The sequence below is a fragment of the Streptomyces sp. NPDC101160 genome (assembly GCF_044768205.1).
Taxonomy (GTDB): Bacteria; Actinomycetota; Actinomycetes; order Streptomycetales; family Streptomycetaceae; genus Streptomyces.
The window spans coordinates 470,053-488,023 of the sequence record NZ_JBIWPJ010000005.1 but is presented as its reverse complement, the minus strand read 5'-3'; the positions used below and the strand labels follow the sequence as shown (position 1 = coordinate 488,023).

Genomic DNA, 17,971 nt, shown 5'->3' with positions numbered 1-17,971 from the left:
CCCCGCCCCGCGTGATCCGCGTCACTCGTGGCACGGCCGCCCCGGGGCGGCCCCTAGGGTGACCCCCAATGTCTTCCTTCGACTCCGACCCCGCCCTCTCGGTCGCCCTCTCCGTCTGGCGCGCGCTGCTCGCGCTGGCCGTGGTGTTCGTGCTCCTCGCGACCACGGGATGGACCACGATCCGGCATCAGCCCACGCAGGGCGACACCCGGGCGCAGGCGCTCGCCGCCTGGGCGCGCGACCGGGTCGGCGGCCGCGCGCTGCCGGACCCGGTGGCGCCGGCCCGTACGATCGCCGCGTTCTTCGCCGCCGTCGGCCCCGCGCAGGGCGCCCGGCTCGCCACCGCCCACCCGTTCGTCGTGGGCAATCTCAACGGCGCCCCCGTCACCCTGCGCTACCGCGCCAACCGGGTCTCGCTCGGCCGTGCGCTGGCCGCCGAGCGGGGCCGGGTCGACGACCCGAGGCTCAGCGCCGACGGCCGCCACGAGGCGCAGCGCCGGGTCGACCGCTTCCGGTCGCTGATGCGGCCGGGCCGCCAGATACTCGCCTTCGACCCGAGCGGTACGGGGCGGACGGCGGAGGTCCTGGGCGACCTGGAGCGGGCCCGGCGGGTGTCCGTGATCGTGCCCGGCGTCGACACCAACCTGCTGACCTTCCAGAAGAGCGCGCGCCGCTATTCGGCGGTCGTCGGGATGGCCGAGTCGCTGTACGACGCCGAGCGGCGGGCCGACCCGGGCGCCCGTACGGCCGTGATCGCCTGGGCGGACTACACCGCGCCCGTGGGCGTCGGCATCGACGCGGCCATCGGGGAGCTGGCGGAGCGGGGCGCGGTCCGGCTCGTCGACCTCACCGGGGCGCTGCCGGGGGACTCGCGGGTCACGCTCTTCTGCCACAGCTACGGCTCCGTCCTGTGCGGGGTCGCCGCGCCCCGGCTGCCCGCCCGGGTGTCCGACGTGGTGGTGGCCGGCAGCCCCGGGATGCGCGTCGAGCGGGCCGCCGACCTGGACACCGGGGCCCGGGTCTGGGCCATGCGGGACGCCGACGACTGGATCGCGGACGTGCCGCACCTGGAGCTGGGCGGGGTCGGGCACGGCACCGATCCGGTGGCGCCGGAGTTCGGCGCGCGGCTGCTCTCGGCGGCCGGCGCGGACGGCCACGCGGGCTACTTCGTGCCGGGCACGCTCAGCCTGCAGAACTTCGCGGCGATAGGGGTCGGCTCGTACCGTTCGCTGACCTGCTCGACCGCCGACAACGCCTGTCTCCGTGGAATCTTCGGCGCGGCGGCCTCCTGACGCGCGTAGCGCGCCGAGGGGCACCGGTGCGTCGCGGCGGATTTACGGTGGTTACGGAGGGGCGACGTCGGGGCATACGCCGCATACGATGAGGCGCATGGGTGATGTGCTGGCCGGAATTCATGCCACCTGGGAGTTCGAGAGCGACGCAGTCGTCATCCGCTTCGAACGGGGGATCCGCACTCCGAAGCTCTTCCAGGCGCTGCGCGAACGACGCGTCCCGCACGAGGCGCTGGCGTCGGTGACGCTGTCGCCGGGGGCGCGGGGCACCGTCGTGCTGCACGCCGTGCCGCGGGCGGGGGCCGATCCGCTGATGGAGGCGGCGGCGGGGCAGCTGAAGGACGGGTGCGACCCGTACCGTCTGGTGCTGCCCGCCGACAAGGAGACCCTCGCCGAGTACTACCGCGACGAGCTGCGCGCGCTCCTCCCGCCGGAGGACGCCGACCTGCCCGCGGACGGCTTCCTGGTGGCGGCGCCGGAGGGCCCGCAGTCCTTCAAGGCGTACGACGGGAAGGCGAGCTTCGACGGGGTGTCGGAGGTGTCCTTCCGCTGGTCGTGGTCCGGAGCGTCCTCGGAGAAGTGGAAGGCCGGCGACCAGACCTTCCGGGTGCGCGAGCTGAGCGGCGTCGAGTGGCGCTCGCCCGAGATCTTCGACGGCTATCTGCGACTGCTCGCCCGGGACGGCGCGGCGGACGGCCCGGACGGGCGGCCGGCGCAGCCCGACCACGACCCGGCGTCCGTCGTCTTCGGCTTCGGCTACGGGCCGGTCCACCAGTCCCTGCCGTTCGCGGCCTCGGTCCTCGCGGCGGTCCGCGGGGCGTCGGCGCGGGTGCCGGTGACGGTGCCGCAGCGCGATCCGGCGGGCATTGCGGAAAGGATTCGCCACCTGGGCGAGCTGCACCGCGCGGGGCTTGTCACGGACGAGGAGTTCTCCTCGAAGAAGGCGGAACTCCTGGCGGAGCTCTGAGCTCTTGTGGCTGAGGCCGGAGCCGGAGCCCTGAGCCCGAACCCGGGCCAGAAGCCCGGAGCTCTGAGGCCCTGAGCCCTGGGCGCTGGGCTCAGAGCCCCGAACGAGGCCGTCTCTCGGGGTCGTACCCCGGTATGACCCCGAGGCCCGCACTCCGGTATGACGTAGCCCGCCGGTCACGCTGCCTACGCTGGGCGCACCATGAAGGAAACGAAGCGGCGCAGGCCGCACATGCCGCGTCCCCTGGTCCGGGGCCTGTACCGGGCCCGCGAAGGCGTACGGAGCATCGGTGTCGCCCTCGCCACGCCCACCGGGCACGGCGAGGCGCTGCTCGCGCGGGCGGCGAAGCCGTGGGTGCGGTGGCTGCCGTACGCGGTCGCCTTCGTCTTCGTCGCCGTGCTGCTGCCCGTCACCATCGCCGTGCTCATCAACGAGTACGGGGTGAACGGCGCCGTCGCCGGAGCGCTGGGCACGGCCCAGACCGTGCCGCTGCTCGTCGCCGTCACGCGGCCGCTGCAGGCCTGGTGGGTGATCTTCACGGCGGACGTCGTCGGCGGCCTGGTGCTGCTCATCGGCGACCCGGTCGCCGGACAGCCCTGGCCGTGGACGCCGATGGTCGTGGTCGGCTACCTCGCCCTGATGGTGGCGCTCGGGCCGCGCGAGTCGCGGCGCGCGCTGTTCGGGGTGTGGCTGATGACCGGCGCCGCCGGGGCGATGTTCGCGCTGGTCTCACCGTCCCGGGTGGACGGCATCCCCATCGTCCTCTTCGTGCTCAGCGGTGTCCTGCTGCTGCTCACCGCGACCCTGCGCGGCCGCGGCGAGGCGGAACGGCGGCTCGTCGAGCAGGAGACGATCAGCGAGGCCGAACGGTCCCGCCGCACGCTCCTGGAGGAGCGGACCCGGATCGCCCGCGAGCTGCACGACGTGGTCGCCCACCACATGTCGGTGATCACCGTGCAGGCCGACTCCGCCCCGTACCGCATCCCGGACCTGCCGGAGCCGGCCCGCGAGGAGTTCGCGTCGATCGCGGCCGGGGCGCGCGAGTCGCTGGCCGAGATGCGGCGGCTGCTCGCGGTGCTGCGCAGCGAGGGCGCGGAGGGCGAGCGGGCGCCGCAGCCGGGGCTCGACCGGGTGCAGCAGCTGGTGGAGGCGACGGTACGGGCCGGGGTGCCGGCCGAGCTGTCGCTCGCGGCCGACCTGGACCTGGCCGGGCTGCCGCCGGCGGTGGACCTGTCGGCGTACCGGATCGTGCAGGAGGCGCTGGCCAATGTCGTCCGGCACGCGCCGGGGGCGACCACCCGGGTGTCCGTACGGGGCGACGCCGAGGGCTGGTTGAACGTCCTGGTCGTCAACGGGCCGCCGGCGGGGAACGGTTCGGGGAACGGTTCAGGGCCGGTCGAGAGCGGGGACGGCACCGGGCACGGGCTCGTCGGGATGCGGGAGCGCGTACGGTTGACGGGCGGCTCGCTCGACACCGGACCGCTGCCGGACGGGGGCTTCCGGGTCGCCGCCCGGATGCCGCTGACCGACCCGGGCTGACCGGCCCGGTGGGCCCGACCCGGGCCGACCGACCCACCGGCCCCACCCGAGCCGACCGACCCGGTGGGCCCGGCCCGGGACCCGACCCGAACCGACCGACCCAGAGGGCGCCTTGTGACCATCCGCGTGATCATCGTCGACGACCAGGCCATGGTGCGGGCGGGTTTCGCCGCCCTGCTCGCCGCGCAGCCCGACATCGACGTGGTGGGCGAGGCGCCCGACGGCCGGCAGGGCGTCGAGGTGGCCCGGACGACGCACCCGGACGTGGTCCTCATGGATGTGCGGATGCCGGAGCTGGACGGGCTCGCGGCGGCGCGCGAGATCCTCGACCCTCCGCCGGGCGTGGTGCACCGGCCGAAGGTGCTCATGCTCACCACCTTCGACGTGGACGACTACGTGTACGAGGCGCTGCGCGCCGGCGCCTCCGGCTTCCTCCTCAAGGACGCGCCGCCGGCCGACCTGATCGCGGCGGTACGGGTGGTGGCGGCGGGCGACGCGCTGCTCGCGCCGTCCGTGACCCGGCGCCTGATCGCCGACTTCGCCGCGTCCCGGCCCGCCGCGCCGCGCGGCGACCGGGCGGCGCTCCGCCTCAACGGGCTCACTCCGCGCGAGACCGAGGTCCTGGAGCTGATCGCGCAGGGCCTGTCGAACCAGGAGATCGCCGATCGTCTGGTGGTAGCCGAGCAGACCGTGAAGACCCACATCGGGCGGGTGCTCGCCAAGCTGGACCTGCGCGACCGGGCGCAGGCGGTGGTCTTCGCGTACGAGTCGGGCCTGGTCACACCGGGCGGAGGCCGCTGACCACCGGGTAGCCCCCGGGGGACAACCCCACCCCCGGCCTCGGGCCGGCTGCTCCTCCGGCCCCTACCCCGGTATGAGTCCGGGCTTGGCGCCCCGGTGTGACGTGCCGTCACCCACTTCGTTCCTACCTTCCTCTCGCCAGCGACGAGAGAGACAGGAACGGAAAGGGAGGGCCGCATGCGCCCCATCACCAGGACCCGGTTCGGCAGGACCCTGGTCGCCGCCGCACTCAGCGCCGCCGTGGTGGCCGGCACCGCGGGCTGGGCGTCCGGGAGCTCCCAGGAGCCGGTGACCGGGGCGCCGGTCGGGACGGCGGCCTGGCGGGCCGACGGACTGCCGGACCCGGAGCGCATGACGCCCGATCAGGTCGCGGCCTACTTCCACGGGTTGAGCCCGGCGCGGCAGCGGGAGCTCGTACGGTCCCACCCGACCGTCGTCGGCAACCTCGACGGCGTCCCGCTCGCCCTGCGGTACGCGGCCAACGCCCGTACGACCGGCGGCCGGTTCGCCGGAGAGGGCCAGGTCCTCGCGTACGACCCACGGGGCCGCGGCCAGGCCGTACTCGTCTACGGGGACCTGGCCAGGGCCGAGCACGTGGCCGTGATCGTGCCCGGGTCGGACATCGACGCCGGCGACCTCGCGCCGCTCACCCGCAAGGCGACGGCGCTGCGCGCGGCCACGAACGACCGGACCGCCGTCGTCGCCTGGGCCGGGTACACCACCCCCGTAGGGGTCGGGATCGACGCCGCCACCGGCGACCTCGCGGAGGCGGGCGCGGGCCGCCTCGTCCGCTTCACCGAGGGCCTGCGGGCGGTCGGCGCCGCCGAGCCCGCGCTGTTCTGCCACAGCTACGGCTCGGTGGTCTGCGGGGTGGCCGCGCACCGGCTCAAGGCCAAGGACGTCGTCGCCATCGCCTCGCCCGGAATGCGCGCCGACGATGTGACCGCCCTGAACACCACGGCCCGGGTGTGGGCCGCCAAGGACCCGACCGACTGGATCGACCGGGTCCCGTACGTCGAGTTCGCCGGCCTCGGCCACGGCTCCGACCCCGCCGCGCCGGAGTTCGGCGCCCGCCGCGTCCCCGCCGCCGACGCGCAGGGCCACGACGGCTACTTCGCGCCGGGCACGTCCTCGCTCCGCGCCTTCGCCGCGATCGCCGAGGGGGACGTCCGATGAACAGGCTCGTCGAGAAGATCGAGGCATCCACCCCCGCCCACCGCGACCGCGCGATCGACGGGCTGCGCGCGCTCGCGCTGCTGGCCGTGCCGACCGGGCACTGGCTGCTCGGCGGCTTCACGCTCTCCGCCGACGGCGCGATCCACAACGCGAGCCCGCTGTCGTCGTTCGGCGGACTCGCGCCGGTCAGCTGGCTCCTGCAGATGCTGGGGATCTTCTTCCTGGTCGGCGGCTACGCCTCGGTCCTCTCCTTCCGCCGCCACCAGGGCAGCACCCGCGCCTGGCTCGGCGGCCGGCTGGCCCGGCTCGGGCGGCCGGTGCTCGGCGTGACCGCCGTGTGGGCGGCGCTGCTGCCGCTGCTGCACTACGGCTTCGGGGTGCCGTACGACACCCTGCGGACGGCGTCGACGCTGGTCGTCCAGCCGCTGTGGTTCGTGGGCGTGTACGTGGTCGTCACCGCGCTCACGCCGTACTGCGTGCGCGCCGCGCGGCGGCTCGGGGTGTGGGCGGCGGCCCCGCTGCTCGGCTCGGTCGCGGTGGTCGACTTCCTGCGCTACGGGCCGTACGCCGACTCGGCCGCCGTGCCGTCCTGGCTGAGCGTCCTGAACATCCTGCCCGGCTGGCTCTTCGCGTACCAGCTCGGCGTCTCCTGGGGCGAGGGCCGGATCACCCGGCGGCACGCCTGGGGGCTGCTGGCCGGCGGCGTCGCGCTGTTCGCCACGCTGCTGCTGTGGTTCGGCTACCCGGCCTCGATGGTCGGCGTGCCCGGCGAGGCCCGCACCAACTCGCACCCGCCGTCGCTGCTCGTCCTCGCCCTCGCCGCCGCGCAGAGCGGCGCCGCGATCCTGCTGCGCGAGCGGCTCGGCGGGCTCCTGAAGCGGCGGCCCGGGCTGTGGGCGCCGGTGGTCGTGATCAACCTGTCCGCGATGACCATCCTGTGCTGGCACCAGACCGCGATGCTCGCGGCCGCGATCCCCGCCTCGTACGCGGGCGAGCTGACCGGCCTGGTCGGCGCGCCCGACTCGGTCGGCTGGATCCTGGCGCGGCTCGCCTGGATGCCGCTCTTCGCCGGGCTGCTCGTCCTCGTCGGCCGGTACGCGCGGGGCTTCGAGTCCCCGTGGACGCGCACCGGGCCGGCCCCCCGCGCGGCGGCGGGGGTGCTCGCGACGGGCTTCGCGGTGTTCGCGCTGGGGCTCGCGTGACCGCGGCTCGCGGGAGCCGCGGAGCGGGTGCTACCTCAGCCCTCGCGGGCCGCCGAGGTGAAGGTCATGTCCGGGTAGCGGTCGCCCGCCACCTGGCCCGCGATCGGCTCCAGGGCCGCGAGCTGCTCGTCCGTGAGCGTGATCCGGGTGGCGGCCGCGTTCTCGAGGAGGCGGGAGCGCTTGCGGGTGCCGGGGATCGGGACGACGGTCAGGCCGTGGACGGCGGCGCGCTGCTGCACCCAGGCGAGGGCGATCTGGGCGGGGGTGGCGTCGTGCTCGGCCGCGATGGCGCGGAGCGGTGCGAGCAGGGCCGCGTTGCGCTCGGCGTTCTCGCCGGAGAAGCGGGGCTGGTGGCGGCGGAAGTCCGTGGCCGGGAGCTCCTTGCCGGCGTCGGCGAAGGCACCGGTGAGGAAGCCGCGGCCGAGCGGCGAGTACGGCACGAAGGTCACGCCCAGCTCGGCGGCCGCGCCGACCGCGCTGCGCTCGACGTCCCGGGAGAACAGCGACCACTCCGACTGGAGGGCGGTGATCGGGTGCACCGCGTGCGCCTCGCGCAGCTCGGCCCCGGTCACCTCGCTCAGGCCCAGGTACCGGACCTTGCCCTCCTTCACCAGCTCGGCCATGGCGCCGACGGACTCGGCGAGCGGGACCTGCGGGTCGCGGCGGTGCATGTAGTAGAGGTCGATGGTCTCGATGCCGAGGCGGCGCAGGCTGCCCTCGACGGACGTGCGGATGTACGCGGGGTCGTTGTTGACGCCCCGGTACGCGGGGTCGTCGGCGCGCCGCTCGATGGCGAACTTGGTGGCGATGACGATCTCGTCGCGGTGCGCGGCGACGAACGGGGCCAGGAACTCCTCGTTGGCGCCCTGCCCGTAGACGTCGGCCGTGTCGATGAGGGTGACGCCGGCCTCCAGGGCCGCGTCGAGGGTGTCGCGGGCCGCGGCCTCGTCGGTGTCGCCGTAGAACTCGCTGATGCCCATGGCGCCGAAGCCCTGGACGCCGATCTCGGGTCCGTCGGGGCCGCCGAGGCGGACGGTGTCGATCTTTCCGCTGATGCCGCTGTTGTTGCTGATGCCGCTGGTGTTGCTGCTCATGAAGAGGTGCCTCCGCAGACGGTGCCGTAGTGATCGATCTTGAGGTCGAGCACGGCCAGGGCGTCCTGGAGCTCGGCGATCCGGGCGACGACGTCGGTCCGGGTGGCCTCCAGGATCGCCCGGCGCTGGTCGTGGGTGTGCGCGCCCTCGCGCACCAGCTCCGCGTAGCGGACCATGTCCGCCACCGCCATGCCGGTGAGCCGCAGCTTGCCGACGAAGGCGAGCCAGTCCAGGTCCCGCCGGCCGAACCGGCGCTGGCCGGTGTGCGAGCGGTCCACGTGCGGCATGAGGCCGATCCGCTCGTACCAGCGCAGGGTGTGCGCCGAGAGTCCGGTCAGCGCCGCCACCTCGCTGATGGTGAACCGCTCCGGCGCCATCACCGACTTGGTGCTCGTGCTCGTGCTCGTGCTCGTACTCGTGCTGTCGATCACGCTCATGACCTCCACGCTAGAGACTTGGAGTCCACTCTAAGCAAGCGGGCGAAGTAGGCTCGGCCGCATGCAGAGCAGCATGCAGAGCCTGAAGGCCGTCGAGAACTGGCCCGTCCCCACCGCGGCCGCCGCCGTCGTCCGCGCGGACGGCACCCTGGCCGGGTCCCACGGCCCCACGAACCGGCGCTTCCCGCTCGCCTCCGTGACCAAGCCGCTCGCGGCGTACGCGGTGCTCGTCGCGTACGAGGAGGGGGCGATCGACCTGGACGAGCCGGCCGGGCCCGAGGGCGCGACCGTACGGCACCTGCTCGCCCACACCTCCGGGCTCGCCTTCGACGAGAACCGCGTCATGGCCGCGCCCGGCACCCGCCGGATCTACTCCAACGCCGGCTTCGAGGCGCTCGGTGACCATGTCGCCAAGGCCACCGACATCCCCTTCGCCGAGTATCTGCACCAGGCCGTCCTGGAGCCGCTCGGCATGACGGACACGACCCTCGACGGCTCGCCCGCCAAGGACGGCGTGTCGACCGTCGACGACCTGGTGCGCTTCGCCGCCGAGGTGCAGGCGCCGCGGCTGCTCGACGCGCGCACGGTCCTGGACGCGATGACCGTCGTGCACCCCGGCCTGACCGGCATCCTGCCGGGCTACGGGCACCAGCGGCCGAACGACTGGGGCCTCGGCTTCGAGATCCGCGACGGAAAGGCGCCGCACTGGACCGGTGCCACGTCCTCGCCGCGGACGTTCGGACACTTCGGCCAGTCCGGCACCTTCCTGTGGATCGACCCCGACGCGCGCGCCGCGTGCGTGGCGCTGACCGACCGGCCCTTCGGGCCGTGGGCGATCGAGGCGTGGCCGCCGTTCACGGACGCGGTGCTCGCGGAGCTGCGCGGCGGCCGGTAGCCCGGCTCAGCCCCGGCCGGCCGTGACCAGCTCGGCCGTGACCAGCCGGGCCGCGCTGCGCAGCCGTACCGTGCCGTGCCGTGCCGCCCACCGCTCGTCGCGGCGCTGCTGGGCCGGCCTACTTCGCTAACCCACCCTGCACGTGGTCGCGGGCAACGAGCCGTCCGCGCCCGAGATCACGACCGGAACCCCGCTGCCCCACCTCTCGGCGAAGGCGGTCGTGCACACCAGCTGCTGCACGGCCACCGGGTCCATGTCCCGGACCCGGACGGAGAGCCGGAGGCGCAGCCCCCCGCTTCCGTCCTTGGCGGGCGGCTCGACATGGGGATCGCCGCCGCCGTGCAGGGTGAGCCGGGTGGTGAGGCCGGCGGCGCGCTCCTTCTCCTCCGGCCCGTCGAGGAGGGTGCTGAGCACCTTGTCGGTGGGGACCCGGTAGCCGACGACCTCGACCGGGTGGCTGGGCATCACGGTCACGTCGGTGCCGGAGCCCTCGCCCCAGTCCTGCCCGAAGGCGAAGTGGAGCTCCCGGGCGACCGGCATCAGCCGCCCGTCCTTGCCGACGAAGAACAGCAGCAGCCGGGGTTCGCTGGTCGGCTGCACGGTGACCGGTGCCGCGCCGCCGGCCTCCACGACGTCGCTGCCCTGGATGCCGCAGGCCGCGAGGCCCGGCAGCAGGGCGAGGAGTGCGGCGACACACAGTCCCCGGCAGATGCGGCGGCTCGCGGGACGGCGGCTCACAGCGGGATCCTGACGGTGAAGACGGCGCCGCCGTCCGGGCGGTCGGCGGCGACGACGGTGCCGCCGTGCAGCCGCACGTTCTCCTGGGTGATGGCGAGCCCGAGGCCGCTGCCCGCCGAGCGGGTACGGGCCTGGTCGGCCTTGTAGAAGCGGTCGAAGACGTGCGGCAGGACGTCCGCCGGGATGCCCGGGCCCCGGTCGGCGACCTCCGTCACGAGCCAGTCCCCCTCCGCGTGCACCCGGACCGTCACCGGCGGGGCGCCGTGCCGCAGCGCGTTGCCGACCAGGTTGGCGACGACGACGTCGAAGCGGCGCGGGTCGAGTCGGGCGCGGATGCCGTCGGTGAGCTCCGCCGTGATCTGCTGCGGGTCGGTCCAGTGGCGGTTCAGGAGCGTCTTGCGGACCATCTCCGCCGCGTCGACCTCGTCGGTGTGCAGTTCGGCGGCGCGGGCGTCGAAGCGGGAGATCTCCATCAGGTCCTCGACGAGCACGGCCAGTTTGCCGGTCTCGGCGCTGATCAGGCGTACGGCCCGCGCGGTGTCGGAGTCGAGCGTGCCGGCGTCCTCGTCGAGAACCTCGGTGACGGCGAGCATGCCGGCGAGCGGGGTGCGCAGCTCGTGCGAGACGTCGGAGGCGAAGCGGCGGGCGCGGGCCTCGGCGCGCCGCAGTTCGGTGACGGAACGTTCCAGCTCGGCGGCGGACTCGTTGAAGGTCCTGGCCAGGTCGGCGAGTTCGTCGCTGCCCTTGGCGTGGATACGGGTGTCCAGGCGGCCCCGTCCCATGCTGTGGGCGGCGCGCCGCAGCTCCCGCACGGGGCGCAGCACGCCCCGGGCCGCGACCAGGGCCGGGACCAGTGCGACGAGCAGGGCGGGCAGGGCGCCGTCGCGGGCGGCGACCAGCATGGCCGCGATGTTGGCGTCCTCCTCGCCGAGGTCCATCACCGCGTAGAGCACGAGACCGGTGGGGTGGTCCTGCGGATAGCCCTTGAAGTTCCCGAAGAGGGCGGGGACGGCGACGGTGAGATACGGGGTGCCGTCCTTGACCACCCGCTGGAAGCTGCCGTGGGTGGTGCCGGCCGCGCCGGCCCGGCGGCGCAGCTCGGGCGTGAGGACGCTCGACTCGTCCCGGTCGGTGGACGACACGCGCAGGTCGCCGTACTCCGCGTAGACCCGCCAGGGCCGCGGCTTGCCCTGCCGGGCGATCCGCTGGAGCTCGTTGCGCAGGCCGTCGCGGTCGACGGGCAGTTGCACGTTCAGGGTCTCGACCTGCTGGCGGAAGGCGGAGACGGCGGTGTCCTGGGTCTGTTCCAGGATCGCGGTGCGGGCGGCCCGGTAGGTGAGCGCGGCCGTCGTGCCGCAGCCGACGGCGGCGACCAGGAGGAAGGCGAGGACGAGCCGGGTGCGCAGCCCGAAGGGGCGCGGCCGGCGGAGGTGTCGTGCGGGCCGGTCACCGTCGTCGCCCGGCACGTGGGCTCTCACTGGATCGGTCCGAAGCGGTAGCCGAAGCCGCGCAGGGTCTGGATGTAGCGCGGCTCCCCCGGGTCCTCGATCTTGGTGCGCAGCCGGCGGACGCAGGCGTCGACGAGCCGGGCGTCGCCGTGGAAGCTGTGCTCCCAGACGTGTTCGAGGAGCTGCTGGCGGCTGAAGACCTGCTCGGGTGCGGCGCTGAGGTGGAGGAGCAGCTTGAGCTCGGAGGGGGCGAGGGCGACCCGCTCGCCGTTCTTGGCGACGGTGAGCCCGGCCCGGTCGACGGCCAGCTCGCCGTGGAACTCCACGGCCGGCCGGCCGCCGCCGGGTTCCTCGATGCGGCGGAGCACGGCGCGGATGCGGGCCTCGATGACCTCGGTACGGGCGGGCTTGACGATGTAGTCGTCGGCGCCCGCCTCCAGGCCGACGACCACGTCGAAGTCGTCGCCGCGCGCGGTGAGCATGATGATCGGCAGCTGGCTGGTCTCGCGGACCCGGCGGCAGACCTGAACGCCGTTCATGCCGGGCAGCATCAGGTCGAGCAGCAGCAGGTCGGGCCGGAACTCGCCGAGCGCGGCGAGCCCCGCCTCGCCGGTCGCGGCGGTGCGCACCTCGTGCCCGCGGCGCCGGAGCCCGAGCTCGACGCCCTCGCGGACGGAGGGGTCGTCTTCGATCAGCAGCACGCGTGGCATCTGGTGAGTATCCCAAGGTCGGGGCGGTGGGGATGAGGGGTGGTCATCGTCCTGCGAGACGCCGGAGGCGGCCGGTCACGTTCCCGGTCAGCGCCTGCACTTCGGTGAGCCGCAGCGGCCGGGCGAGGAGGGCGAACACCGCGACGATGACGAGCGCGCCCGCGAGGCCCGACACGACCCGGCCCGCCGGGGCGGTGCGTTCGGCGGTCAGCAGGCCGAGCGCGGCGGCGGGCAGGGCGGCGACGAGGAGCCGTACGAGCGCGCCGCCCGCTCCCGTACCCGTCCGCTCGGCGCCGCGCAGGCGTCGCGAGAGCACGTACGCGGTGAGGCCCCAGCCCGCCCAGAGCGCGAGCGAGTAGCCGGCGGCCATGCCGGCGACGGCCCAGCGGGCCGGCAGGAAGGCGTACGAGCCGACCGCGAGCAGGGCGTTCAGGGCGGCGATGACCAGGTTGAGGAGGAACGGGGTGCGGGTGTCGCGCAGGGCGTAGAAGGCGCGGGTGCACACGTACTGGCCGGAGAGTGCGACGAGTCCGGGCGCGAGGGCCATCAGGATCCAGGCCATCGAGCGGACCGCGCCGGCGTCCGTCCGGCCGTACTGGAAGACCGTGCCCATCAGCGGCACGGCGAGCGCGAAGAGCGCGCAGGCGGCGGGGACGATCGCCGCCATGCTGCCGCGCTGCGCGTAGGCGACGTCACCGCGGACGGCGGCGAGGTCGCCCTCGGCCGAGGCGCCGCTCATCCGGGGCATCAGCGCGGTGACGAGGGCGACGGTGATGATGCCGTGCGGGACCATCCACAGCTGGTAGGCGTTGTTGTACGCGCTGAGCCCGGCGCCCTCGGCGCGCTGGCCGGCCGCCGTGGCGACCTTCGTCGTGACCCAGAACGCGGCCTGGTTGGTGAGCACGAGCAGCACCAGCCAGCCGGCCGAGCGCAGCGGCGCGGTCAGTCCGCTGCCGCGCCAGTCGAGGCGGGGCCGGAAGCGGAAGCCGGCGGCGCGCAGCGCGGGCCGGAGGGCGACGGCCTGGAGGGCGATGCCGGCGGTGGTGCCCCAGCCCAGCAGCGCGGTCTCGCCGGCGGTGAGTCCGCCGCCGTCCGACACCGCCAGGAAGAGGCCGAAGACGGCGACCACGACGACGTTGTTGAGGACCGGCGTCCACATCATCGCGCCGAACCGGCCGCGCGCGTTGAGCACCTGCCCGAGCAGCGTGAAGAGACCGAGGAAGAAGATCTGCGGCAGGCAGGAGCGGGTGAACGCGATCGTCATGTCCCGCTGCGGGCCGGTGTAGTCGGTGTACGCGTCGACGATCGCGGGCGCGGCGAGCACGGCGGCGGCGGTGAGCACCGCGAGCGCGAGCACGCAGATGGTGAGCAGCCGGTCGGTGTAGGCGGCGCCGCCGTCCTCGTGCTCCTTGGCCGCCTTCACCAGCTCGGGCACGAAGACCGCGTTGAGCGCGCCGCCGAGGAGCAGCATGTAGACGATGGTGGGCACGGAGTTGCCGACCGCGTATCCGTCGGCGACGAATCCGGTGCCGATGGCCGCGGCGACGACGGCGGACCGTACGAATCCGGTGGCGCGGGAGACGAGCGAACCGGCGGCCATGAGCGCGCCGCTGCGGAGGACGGACTGGCCGGCCTGTTCCCTCGTCCCGGTGACGGACGCCGTCATCGGCGGGCCAGGTACGCCTGGAAGGCGCGGTACAGCGTGTGGTTGGTCGTGCCGGGCAACGGAATCTCCCACTCCCCCAGGGTCTCGACGACCTGTCCGCCGGTGCCGAGCTTCCAGCGCAGCAGCCCGTGGGCGCGGTCGTCCGGGTCGAGGGTGGAGGGTACCCCGCGCAGGTCGTAGACGTCGGCGCCCTGGGCGTGCGCGTCGAGCAGCATGCGCCACTGCAGCGCGTTGGAGGGGCGGACCTCGCGGCGGTGGTCGGCGGAGGCACCGGTCTGGTACCAGACCCGCCGGCCGACGGTGATCATGGTGTGCGCGGCGAGGATCTCGCCCTCGTGGCGGGCGAGGTAGAGCTTCATGCGGCCGGGCTGCTCGGCGTTGAGGACGGCGTACTGGCGCTCGTAGTACGCGAGGGAGCGGCCGAGCCGGAATCCGTCACGTTCCTCGGTGATGCGCAGCAGCCGGTGGAACTCGGGCAGGTCCGCCGCCGAGCCGACGACGACCTCGACACCGCTCTTGCGGGCCTTGCGGATGTTGCGCCGCCACTCCTGGTTGAGGCCGGACCACAGCTCGTCGGAGCTGCGGCCGGTGAGCGGGACCTGGAAGACGAGCCGGGGCTGGGCGTCCGCGCCGTCCTCGGACTCGCCGCCGCACCGCCGCCACCCGCGGGCGCGGAGCCGTTCGGCGACGGCCGAGCCGAGCGGGTCGACCTCGGTGGCGAGGACGTCGGCGAGACGGCGGCCGGGCCCGGTGTGCGCCTTGAGGGTGGCGGCGGTCCACCGGCGGTACGAGGGTCCCGGACCCATGCGTACGGCGAAGGCGCCGGCCGCGCGGAGATGGTGGAGGAGCGGGTCGAGCCAGCCGTCCAGATCGGGGTCGGCCCAGTCGGCGACCGGCCCTTCGGGGAGATAGGCGAAGTACTTGCGGGTGCCGGGGAAGGGGCGGAGCAGCACGAGGGCGACACCGTTCAGCTCGCCCGACTCCTTCCCCCAGCCTATGAGTTGGTGATTCCAGCCCTCCTTCACCCCGGCCCAGGCCGGGAGTTGGAGGAAGCTCGGCCCGTCGGGGCCGGTGGAGCGGGCGGCGAGGAACGCGCGGTACGCCTCAGGGGTGACGGGTCCGAGCCGGAGCGTGGTGCGGGCGGGTGCGGGAGTCATGAGCAGCGCTGACACAACGGGAGCCTCCTTGTTCCGCCCCGTTCGGTGTGGGGCGCACAGGAGACTCACAGCCGGTCTTGACCGCTCCGCGCGAGGAATGTGACCGGACGATGACCGTTTCTCTTCAGGCGTCGTCATACAGGCCGCGGGCCGGGCGGAGAGCTGGTCGGGCGGCCTACAGTCCGAGGCATCCCACCTTTTGTCCGCCTCTCCCGGAGGTCCGCTCCGTGCGTGCTCGTGTCCGCATACACATACCCCTGCTCCTGCTGTCGGCCCTGACGCTGACCGCCTGTTCGGCGGCGACCGCGGAGCAGCCGTCGTCGTCCGCCGCGGGCGACTCCCCTGCCGGCGGCGCGCCCGCGAAGGTGACCGTGGTCCCGCCGACCGCCGGGAAGCCCGTCACCGTGACGGCGAGCGGCGGCTCGCTCGCCCGGGTCAAGGTCGTCGACGCCGAGGGCGGCGAGCTCGCGGGCCGTACCGCCTCGGGCGGCGGCTCCTGGACCTCCGACCGCAAGGCCGCGCCCGGCACCTCGTACACCGTCGAGGTCACGGCCCGTGGCACCGGCGGCAAGGAGACGACCTCCCGCTCGTCCTTCTCCACGCCGGCCGCCGACAAGGTCAACAAGCTCACCCTCGCCCCCGGCAAGAACACCACCGTCGGTGTCGCCCAGCCGCTGTCGATCGTCTTCGACCGTCCGGTGCGGAACAAGGCGGAGGTGGAACGCCAGTTGAAGGTCACCACCTCCAACCCCACCGAGGGCTCCTGGGGCTGGCTCACGGACTACTCCGGCAAGGACCGCGTCGACTGGCGGCCCAAGCAGTACTGGAAGCCCGGCACCAAGGTGACCCTCGACGCGACGCTGAACGGCACGGACTCCGGCGGCGGTTGGTTCGTCCGCGACTACCACACGGGCTTCACCGTCGACACGACCTCGCGCGTCGTGAAGGTCGACCTCGACCGCAAGAAGCTCACGCTCCTGGAGAACGACCGCCCCGTCCGCACCATCCCCGTCTCCGGCGGCACACCCGGCGGCGACAAGCGCTCGTGGCGCGGCACGGCCGTCCTCATGGCCAAGGAGGGCACGATCCGCATGAACTCCGAGACGGTGGGCCTTGGCGACGCGTACAACAAGATGGTCAACTACTCGATGCGTCTGACCTGGTCGGGCATGTACGCCCACGCGGCCCCCTGGAACGCGGCCTACTTCGGGCGCGAGAACCACAGCTCCGGCTGCATCGGCATGAGCGACGCCAACGCCTCCTCCCTCTTCGCCACGGTCCGCCCCGGCGACCCCTTCGAGATCAAGGGCGAGGAGACGAAGGGCGAGGTGGCGGAGGGCAACGGCTACGGCGCGTGGAACCTGAGCTGGCAGCAGTGGCAGGCGAAGAGCGCGCTGCGCTGACCACGTCGTGGACGGCTCTCGCTAGACGGAGCCCTTGGGCGCCTCCTTCGGCCGGGACACCTGGGCCACGGCGAGAAGCAGTACGCCACAGGCCGCGACCAGCATCCAGCCCGGCCGGGACGCGTGCGCGAGTCCCGTCGGGCCGGCGCCCGTGACCAGGCCGCCGGCGATGGCGATGCCGAGGGCGGCGCCGATCTGGCGGGCGGTGGAGGTGATCGCCCCGGCCACACCGGCGCGTTCGGGCGGCAGTCCGTTGACGGCGGTGTTGGTGATCGGGGCGTTGGCGAAGCCGAAGCCGACGCCGATGAGCGCGTACGCGGCCAGCAGCAGGAGCACGCTCGTGTGCGGGGTGAGCCGGACGAGGCAGGCCCCGCCGGCCGTGACGAAGCCGCCGGCGAGGAGCAGCGGCAGCCGTGGTCCCGTGCGGCCGACCATGCGGCCGGACCAGGGGGCGCAGACGGTCGCTCCGAGGGCCAGGGGCAGGGTCGCCACGCCGGCCGCCAGCGCCGACCAGCCCCGGGTGTGCTGCAGGTAGAGGGTGTTGAGCAGCAGGGCCGTGTTCAGGGCGACGAAGACCGCCACCGCGCCCACGACGGCGCCGCTGAAGACCGGGCGCCGGAAGAGCCGCAGGTCCATGAGCGGCTCGGGGCGGCGGGCCTCGACCCACACGAACGCGGCCGTCGCCGCGGCGGCCCCCGCGTATCCCGCGAGCGCCGCCGGCGACGTCCAGCCGATGCGCGGTCCTTCGATCAGGACGCCGACGACGGCCGCGAGGGCGACGGTCAGGAGGAGCTGGCCGGGCAGGTCGAGGCGCCGGGCCCGCGGCCCCCGGGACTCGGGCACGAAGACCGCGCTGAGCAGCAGGGCGGCCACGATGACGGGCGCGTTGATCCAGAACAGCGCCCGCCAGTCGAGCCCGGCGAGCAGCGCGCCGCCCGTGACGGGTCCGGCGGCCATGCTCAGGCCGAACACCGACGCCCAGATGCCGATCGCCTGCGCCCGTTCCTTCGGGTCGGGCATCGCGTTCACCACGATCGCGAGCGCCACGGGGCTGAGCATCGAGGCGCCGACGCCCTGCACGGCGCGGGCCGCCACGAGCACGCCGGCCGACGGGGCGAGCGCGCAGACCAGGGACGCCGCGCCGAATATGGCGAGCCCGCACTGGAACACCCGGCGTCGTCCGAAGCGGTCCGCCAGCGCGCCGGAGGAGATCAGGAGGCCGGCCAGGACGAGGGTGTAGGCGTCCACGATCCATTCGAGGCCGCGGGTGTCGGTGTCCAGGCCGCGTCCGATGGCCGGCAGGCCCACGTTGACGATGGTGGTGTCCAGGCCCACCAGGAACATGCTCAGGCAGCAGACGGCCAGGACCGTCCAGCGTCTGCGCGCGCTCAGCACGGGTGGAGCGAGGGGTGGCACGGGGTGGGTCGTCGCGGTCACGGTCTTCCT

16 protein-coding genes are annotated in these 17,971 nt (G+C 74.1%); 8 read left to right on the top strand and 8 right to left on the bottom strand.

The features are described from left to right. Positions 1 to 68: 68 nt before the first annotated feature. The 6 genes from ACIRSU_RS18435 to ACIRSU_RS18410 all read left to right on the top strand — a co-directional run bounded on the left by ACIRSU_RS18435 (position 69) and on the right by ACIRSU_RS18410 (position 6,977). A complete protein-coding gene (locus ACIRSU_RS18435) occupies positions 69 to 1,292 on the top strand; it encodes an alpha/beta hydrolase (RefSeq protein ID WP_403793280.1) in 1,224 nt (407 codons plus the stop codon). 97 nt (positions 1,293 to 1,389) lie between these two features. Continuing rightward, a complete protein-coding gene (locus ACIRSU_RS18430; protein ID WP_403793278.1) occupies positions 1,390 to 2,259 on the top strand; it encodes a DUF4429 domain-containing protein in 870 nt (289 codons plus the stop codon). A gap of 201 nt (positions 2,260 to 2,460) precedes the next feature. After that, the gene (locus ACIRSU_RS18425; RefSeq protein WP_403793276.1) at positions 2,461 to 3,798 is read left to right on the top strand and encodes a sensor histidine kinase; all 1,338 of its coding nucleotides are present in this window, start codon (positions 2,461 to 2,463) and stop codon (positions 3,796 to 3,798) included. Positions 3,799 to 3,912: 114 nt separating this feature from the next. After that, on the top strand, positions 3,913 to 4,599 hold the full coding sequence (locus ACIRSU_RS18420; RefSeq protein ID WP_403793274.1) for a response regulator: 687 nt from the start codon (positions 3,913 to 3,915) through the stop codon (positions 4,597 to 4,599). A gap of 177 nt (positions 4,600 to 4,776) precedes the next feature. Next, positions 4,777 to 5,775 carry an alpha/beta hydrolase gene (locus ACIRSU_RS18415; RefSeq protein WP_403793272.1) on the top strand — a complete coding sequence of 333 codons (999 nt, stop codon included), beginning with the start codon at positions 4,777 to 4,779 and terminating at the stop codon, positions 5,773 to 5,775. Continuing rightward, positions 5,772 to 6,977, top strand: coding sequence for an acyltransferase (locus ACIRSU_RS18410; RefSeq protein WP_403793271.1), 1,206 nt, complete (start codon positions 5,772 to 5,774; stop codon positions 6,975 to 6,977). Before ACIRSU_RS18415 ends, ACIRSU_RS18410 begins: the two co-directional genes overlap by 4 nt. 35 nt (positions 6,978 to 7,012) lie before the next feature. Here the strand turns inward: ACIRSU_RS18410 and ACIRSU_RS18405 are convergent, their stop codons facing one another. Together ACIRSU_RS18405 and ACIRSU_RS18400 are read right to left on the bottom strand one after the other, a co-directional pair. Further along, complete coding sequence (locus ACIRSU_RS18405) at positions 7,013 to 8,071, bottom strand: aldo/keto reductase (protein ID WP_403793269.1); 1,059 nt, start codon at positions 8,069 to 8,071, stop codon at positions 7,013 to 7,015. Continuing rightward, positions 8,068 to 8,508 carry a MerR family transcriptional regulator gene (locus tag ACIRSU_RS18400; RefSeq protein ID WP_403793268.1) on the bottom strand — a complete coding sequence of 147 codons (441 nt, stop codon included), beginning with the start codon at positions 8,506 to 8,508 and terminating at the stop codon, positions 8,068 to 8,070. The genes ACIRSU_RS18405 and ACIRSU_RS18400 overlap by 4 nt, the downstream gene beginning before the upstream one ends. Before the next feature lie 73 nt (positions 8,509 to 8,581). On the opposite strand from ACIRSU_RS18400, the gene ACIRSU_RS18395 reads away from it, so the two are divergent. Continuing rightward, a complete protein-coding gene (locus ACIRSU_RS18395) occupies positions 8,582 to 9,403 on the top strand; it encodes a serine hydrolase domain-containing protein (protein ID WP_403793631.1) in 822 nt (273 codons plus the stop codon). A gap of 126 nt (positions 9,404 to 9,529) precedes the next feature. Here ACIRSU_RS18395 and ACIRSU_RS18390 read toward each other — a convergent pair whose 3' ends face one another. Genes ACIRSU_RS18390 through ACIRSU_RS18370 form a run of 5 tightly spaced genes read right to left on the bottom strand, consistent with a single transcriptional unit; the run spans position 9,530 to position 15,137 of the window. Continuing rightward, a complete protein-coding gene (locus tag ACIRSU_RS18390) occupies positions 9,530 to 10,141 on the bottom strand; it encodes a hypothetical protein (protein ID WP_403793266.1) in 612 nt (203 codons plus the stop codon). Beyond that, positions 10,138 to 11,607, bottom strand: coding sequence for a sensor histidine kinase (locus ACIRSU_RS18385; protein ID WP_403793264.1), 1,470 nt, complete (start codon positions 11,605 to 11,607; stop codon positions 10,138 to 10,140). The genes ACIRSU_RS18390 and ACIRSU_RS18385 overlap by 4 nt, the downstream gene beginning before the upstream one ends. A gap of 8 nt (positions 11,608 to 11,615) precedes the next feature. Then, positions 11,616 to 12,299 carry a response regulator gene (locus tag ACIRSU_RS18380; protein WP_403793263.1) on the bottom strand — a complete coding sequence of 228 codons (684 nt, stop codon included), beginning with the start codon at positions 12,297 to 12,299 and terminating at the stop codon, positions 11,616 to 11,618. A 43-nt stretch (positions 12,300 to 12,342) separates the two neighbouring features. Then, on the bottom strand, positions 12,343 to 13,965 hold the full coding sequence (gene murJ, locus ACIRSU_RS18375; RefSeq protein ID WP_403793261.1) for a murein biosynthesis integral membrane protein MurJ: 1,623 nt from the start codon (positions 13,963 to 13,965) through the stop codon (positions 12,343 to 12,345). Next, a complete protein-coding gene (locus tag ACIRSU_RS18370) occupies positions 13,962 to 15,137 on the bottom strand; it encodes a lipid II:glycine glycyltransferase FemX (RefSeq protein ID WP_403793260.1) in 1,176 nt (391 codons plus the stop codon). The genes murJ and ACIRSU_RS18370 overlap by 4 nt, the downstream gene beginning before the upstream one ends. A gap of 212 nt (positions 15,138 to 15,349) precedes the next feature. Here ACIRSU_RS18370 and ACIRSU_RS18365 point away from each other — a divergent pair, with 212 nt between their 5' ends. After that, positions 15,350 to 16,525 (top strand): Ig-like domain-containing protein, encoded by a 1,176-nt coding sequence (locus ACIRSU_RS18365; RefSeq protein WP_403793259.1) that lies wholly within the window; start codon positions 15,350 to 15,352, stop codon positions 16,523 to 16,525. Between the two features lie 21 nt (positions 16,526 to 16,546). Here ACIRSU_RS18365 and ACIRSU_RS18360 read toward each other — a convergent pair whose 3' ends face one another. Next, on the bottom strand, positions 16,547 to 17,962 hold the full coding sequence (locus tag ACIRSU_RS18360) for an MFS transporter (protein WP_403793258.1): 1,416 nt from the start codon (positions 17,960 to 17,962) through the stop codon (positions 16,547 to 16,549). Positions 17,963 to 17,971 lie beyond the last annotated feature (9 nt).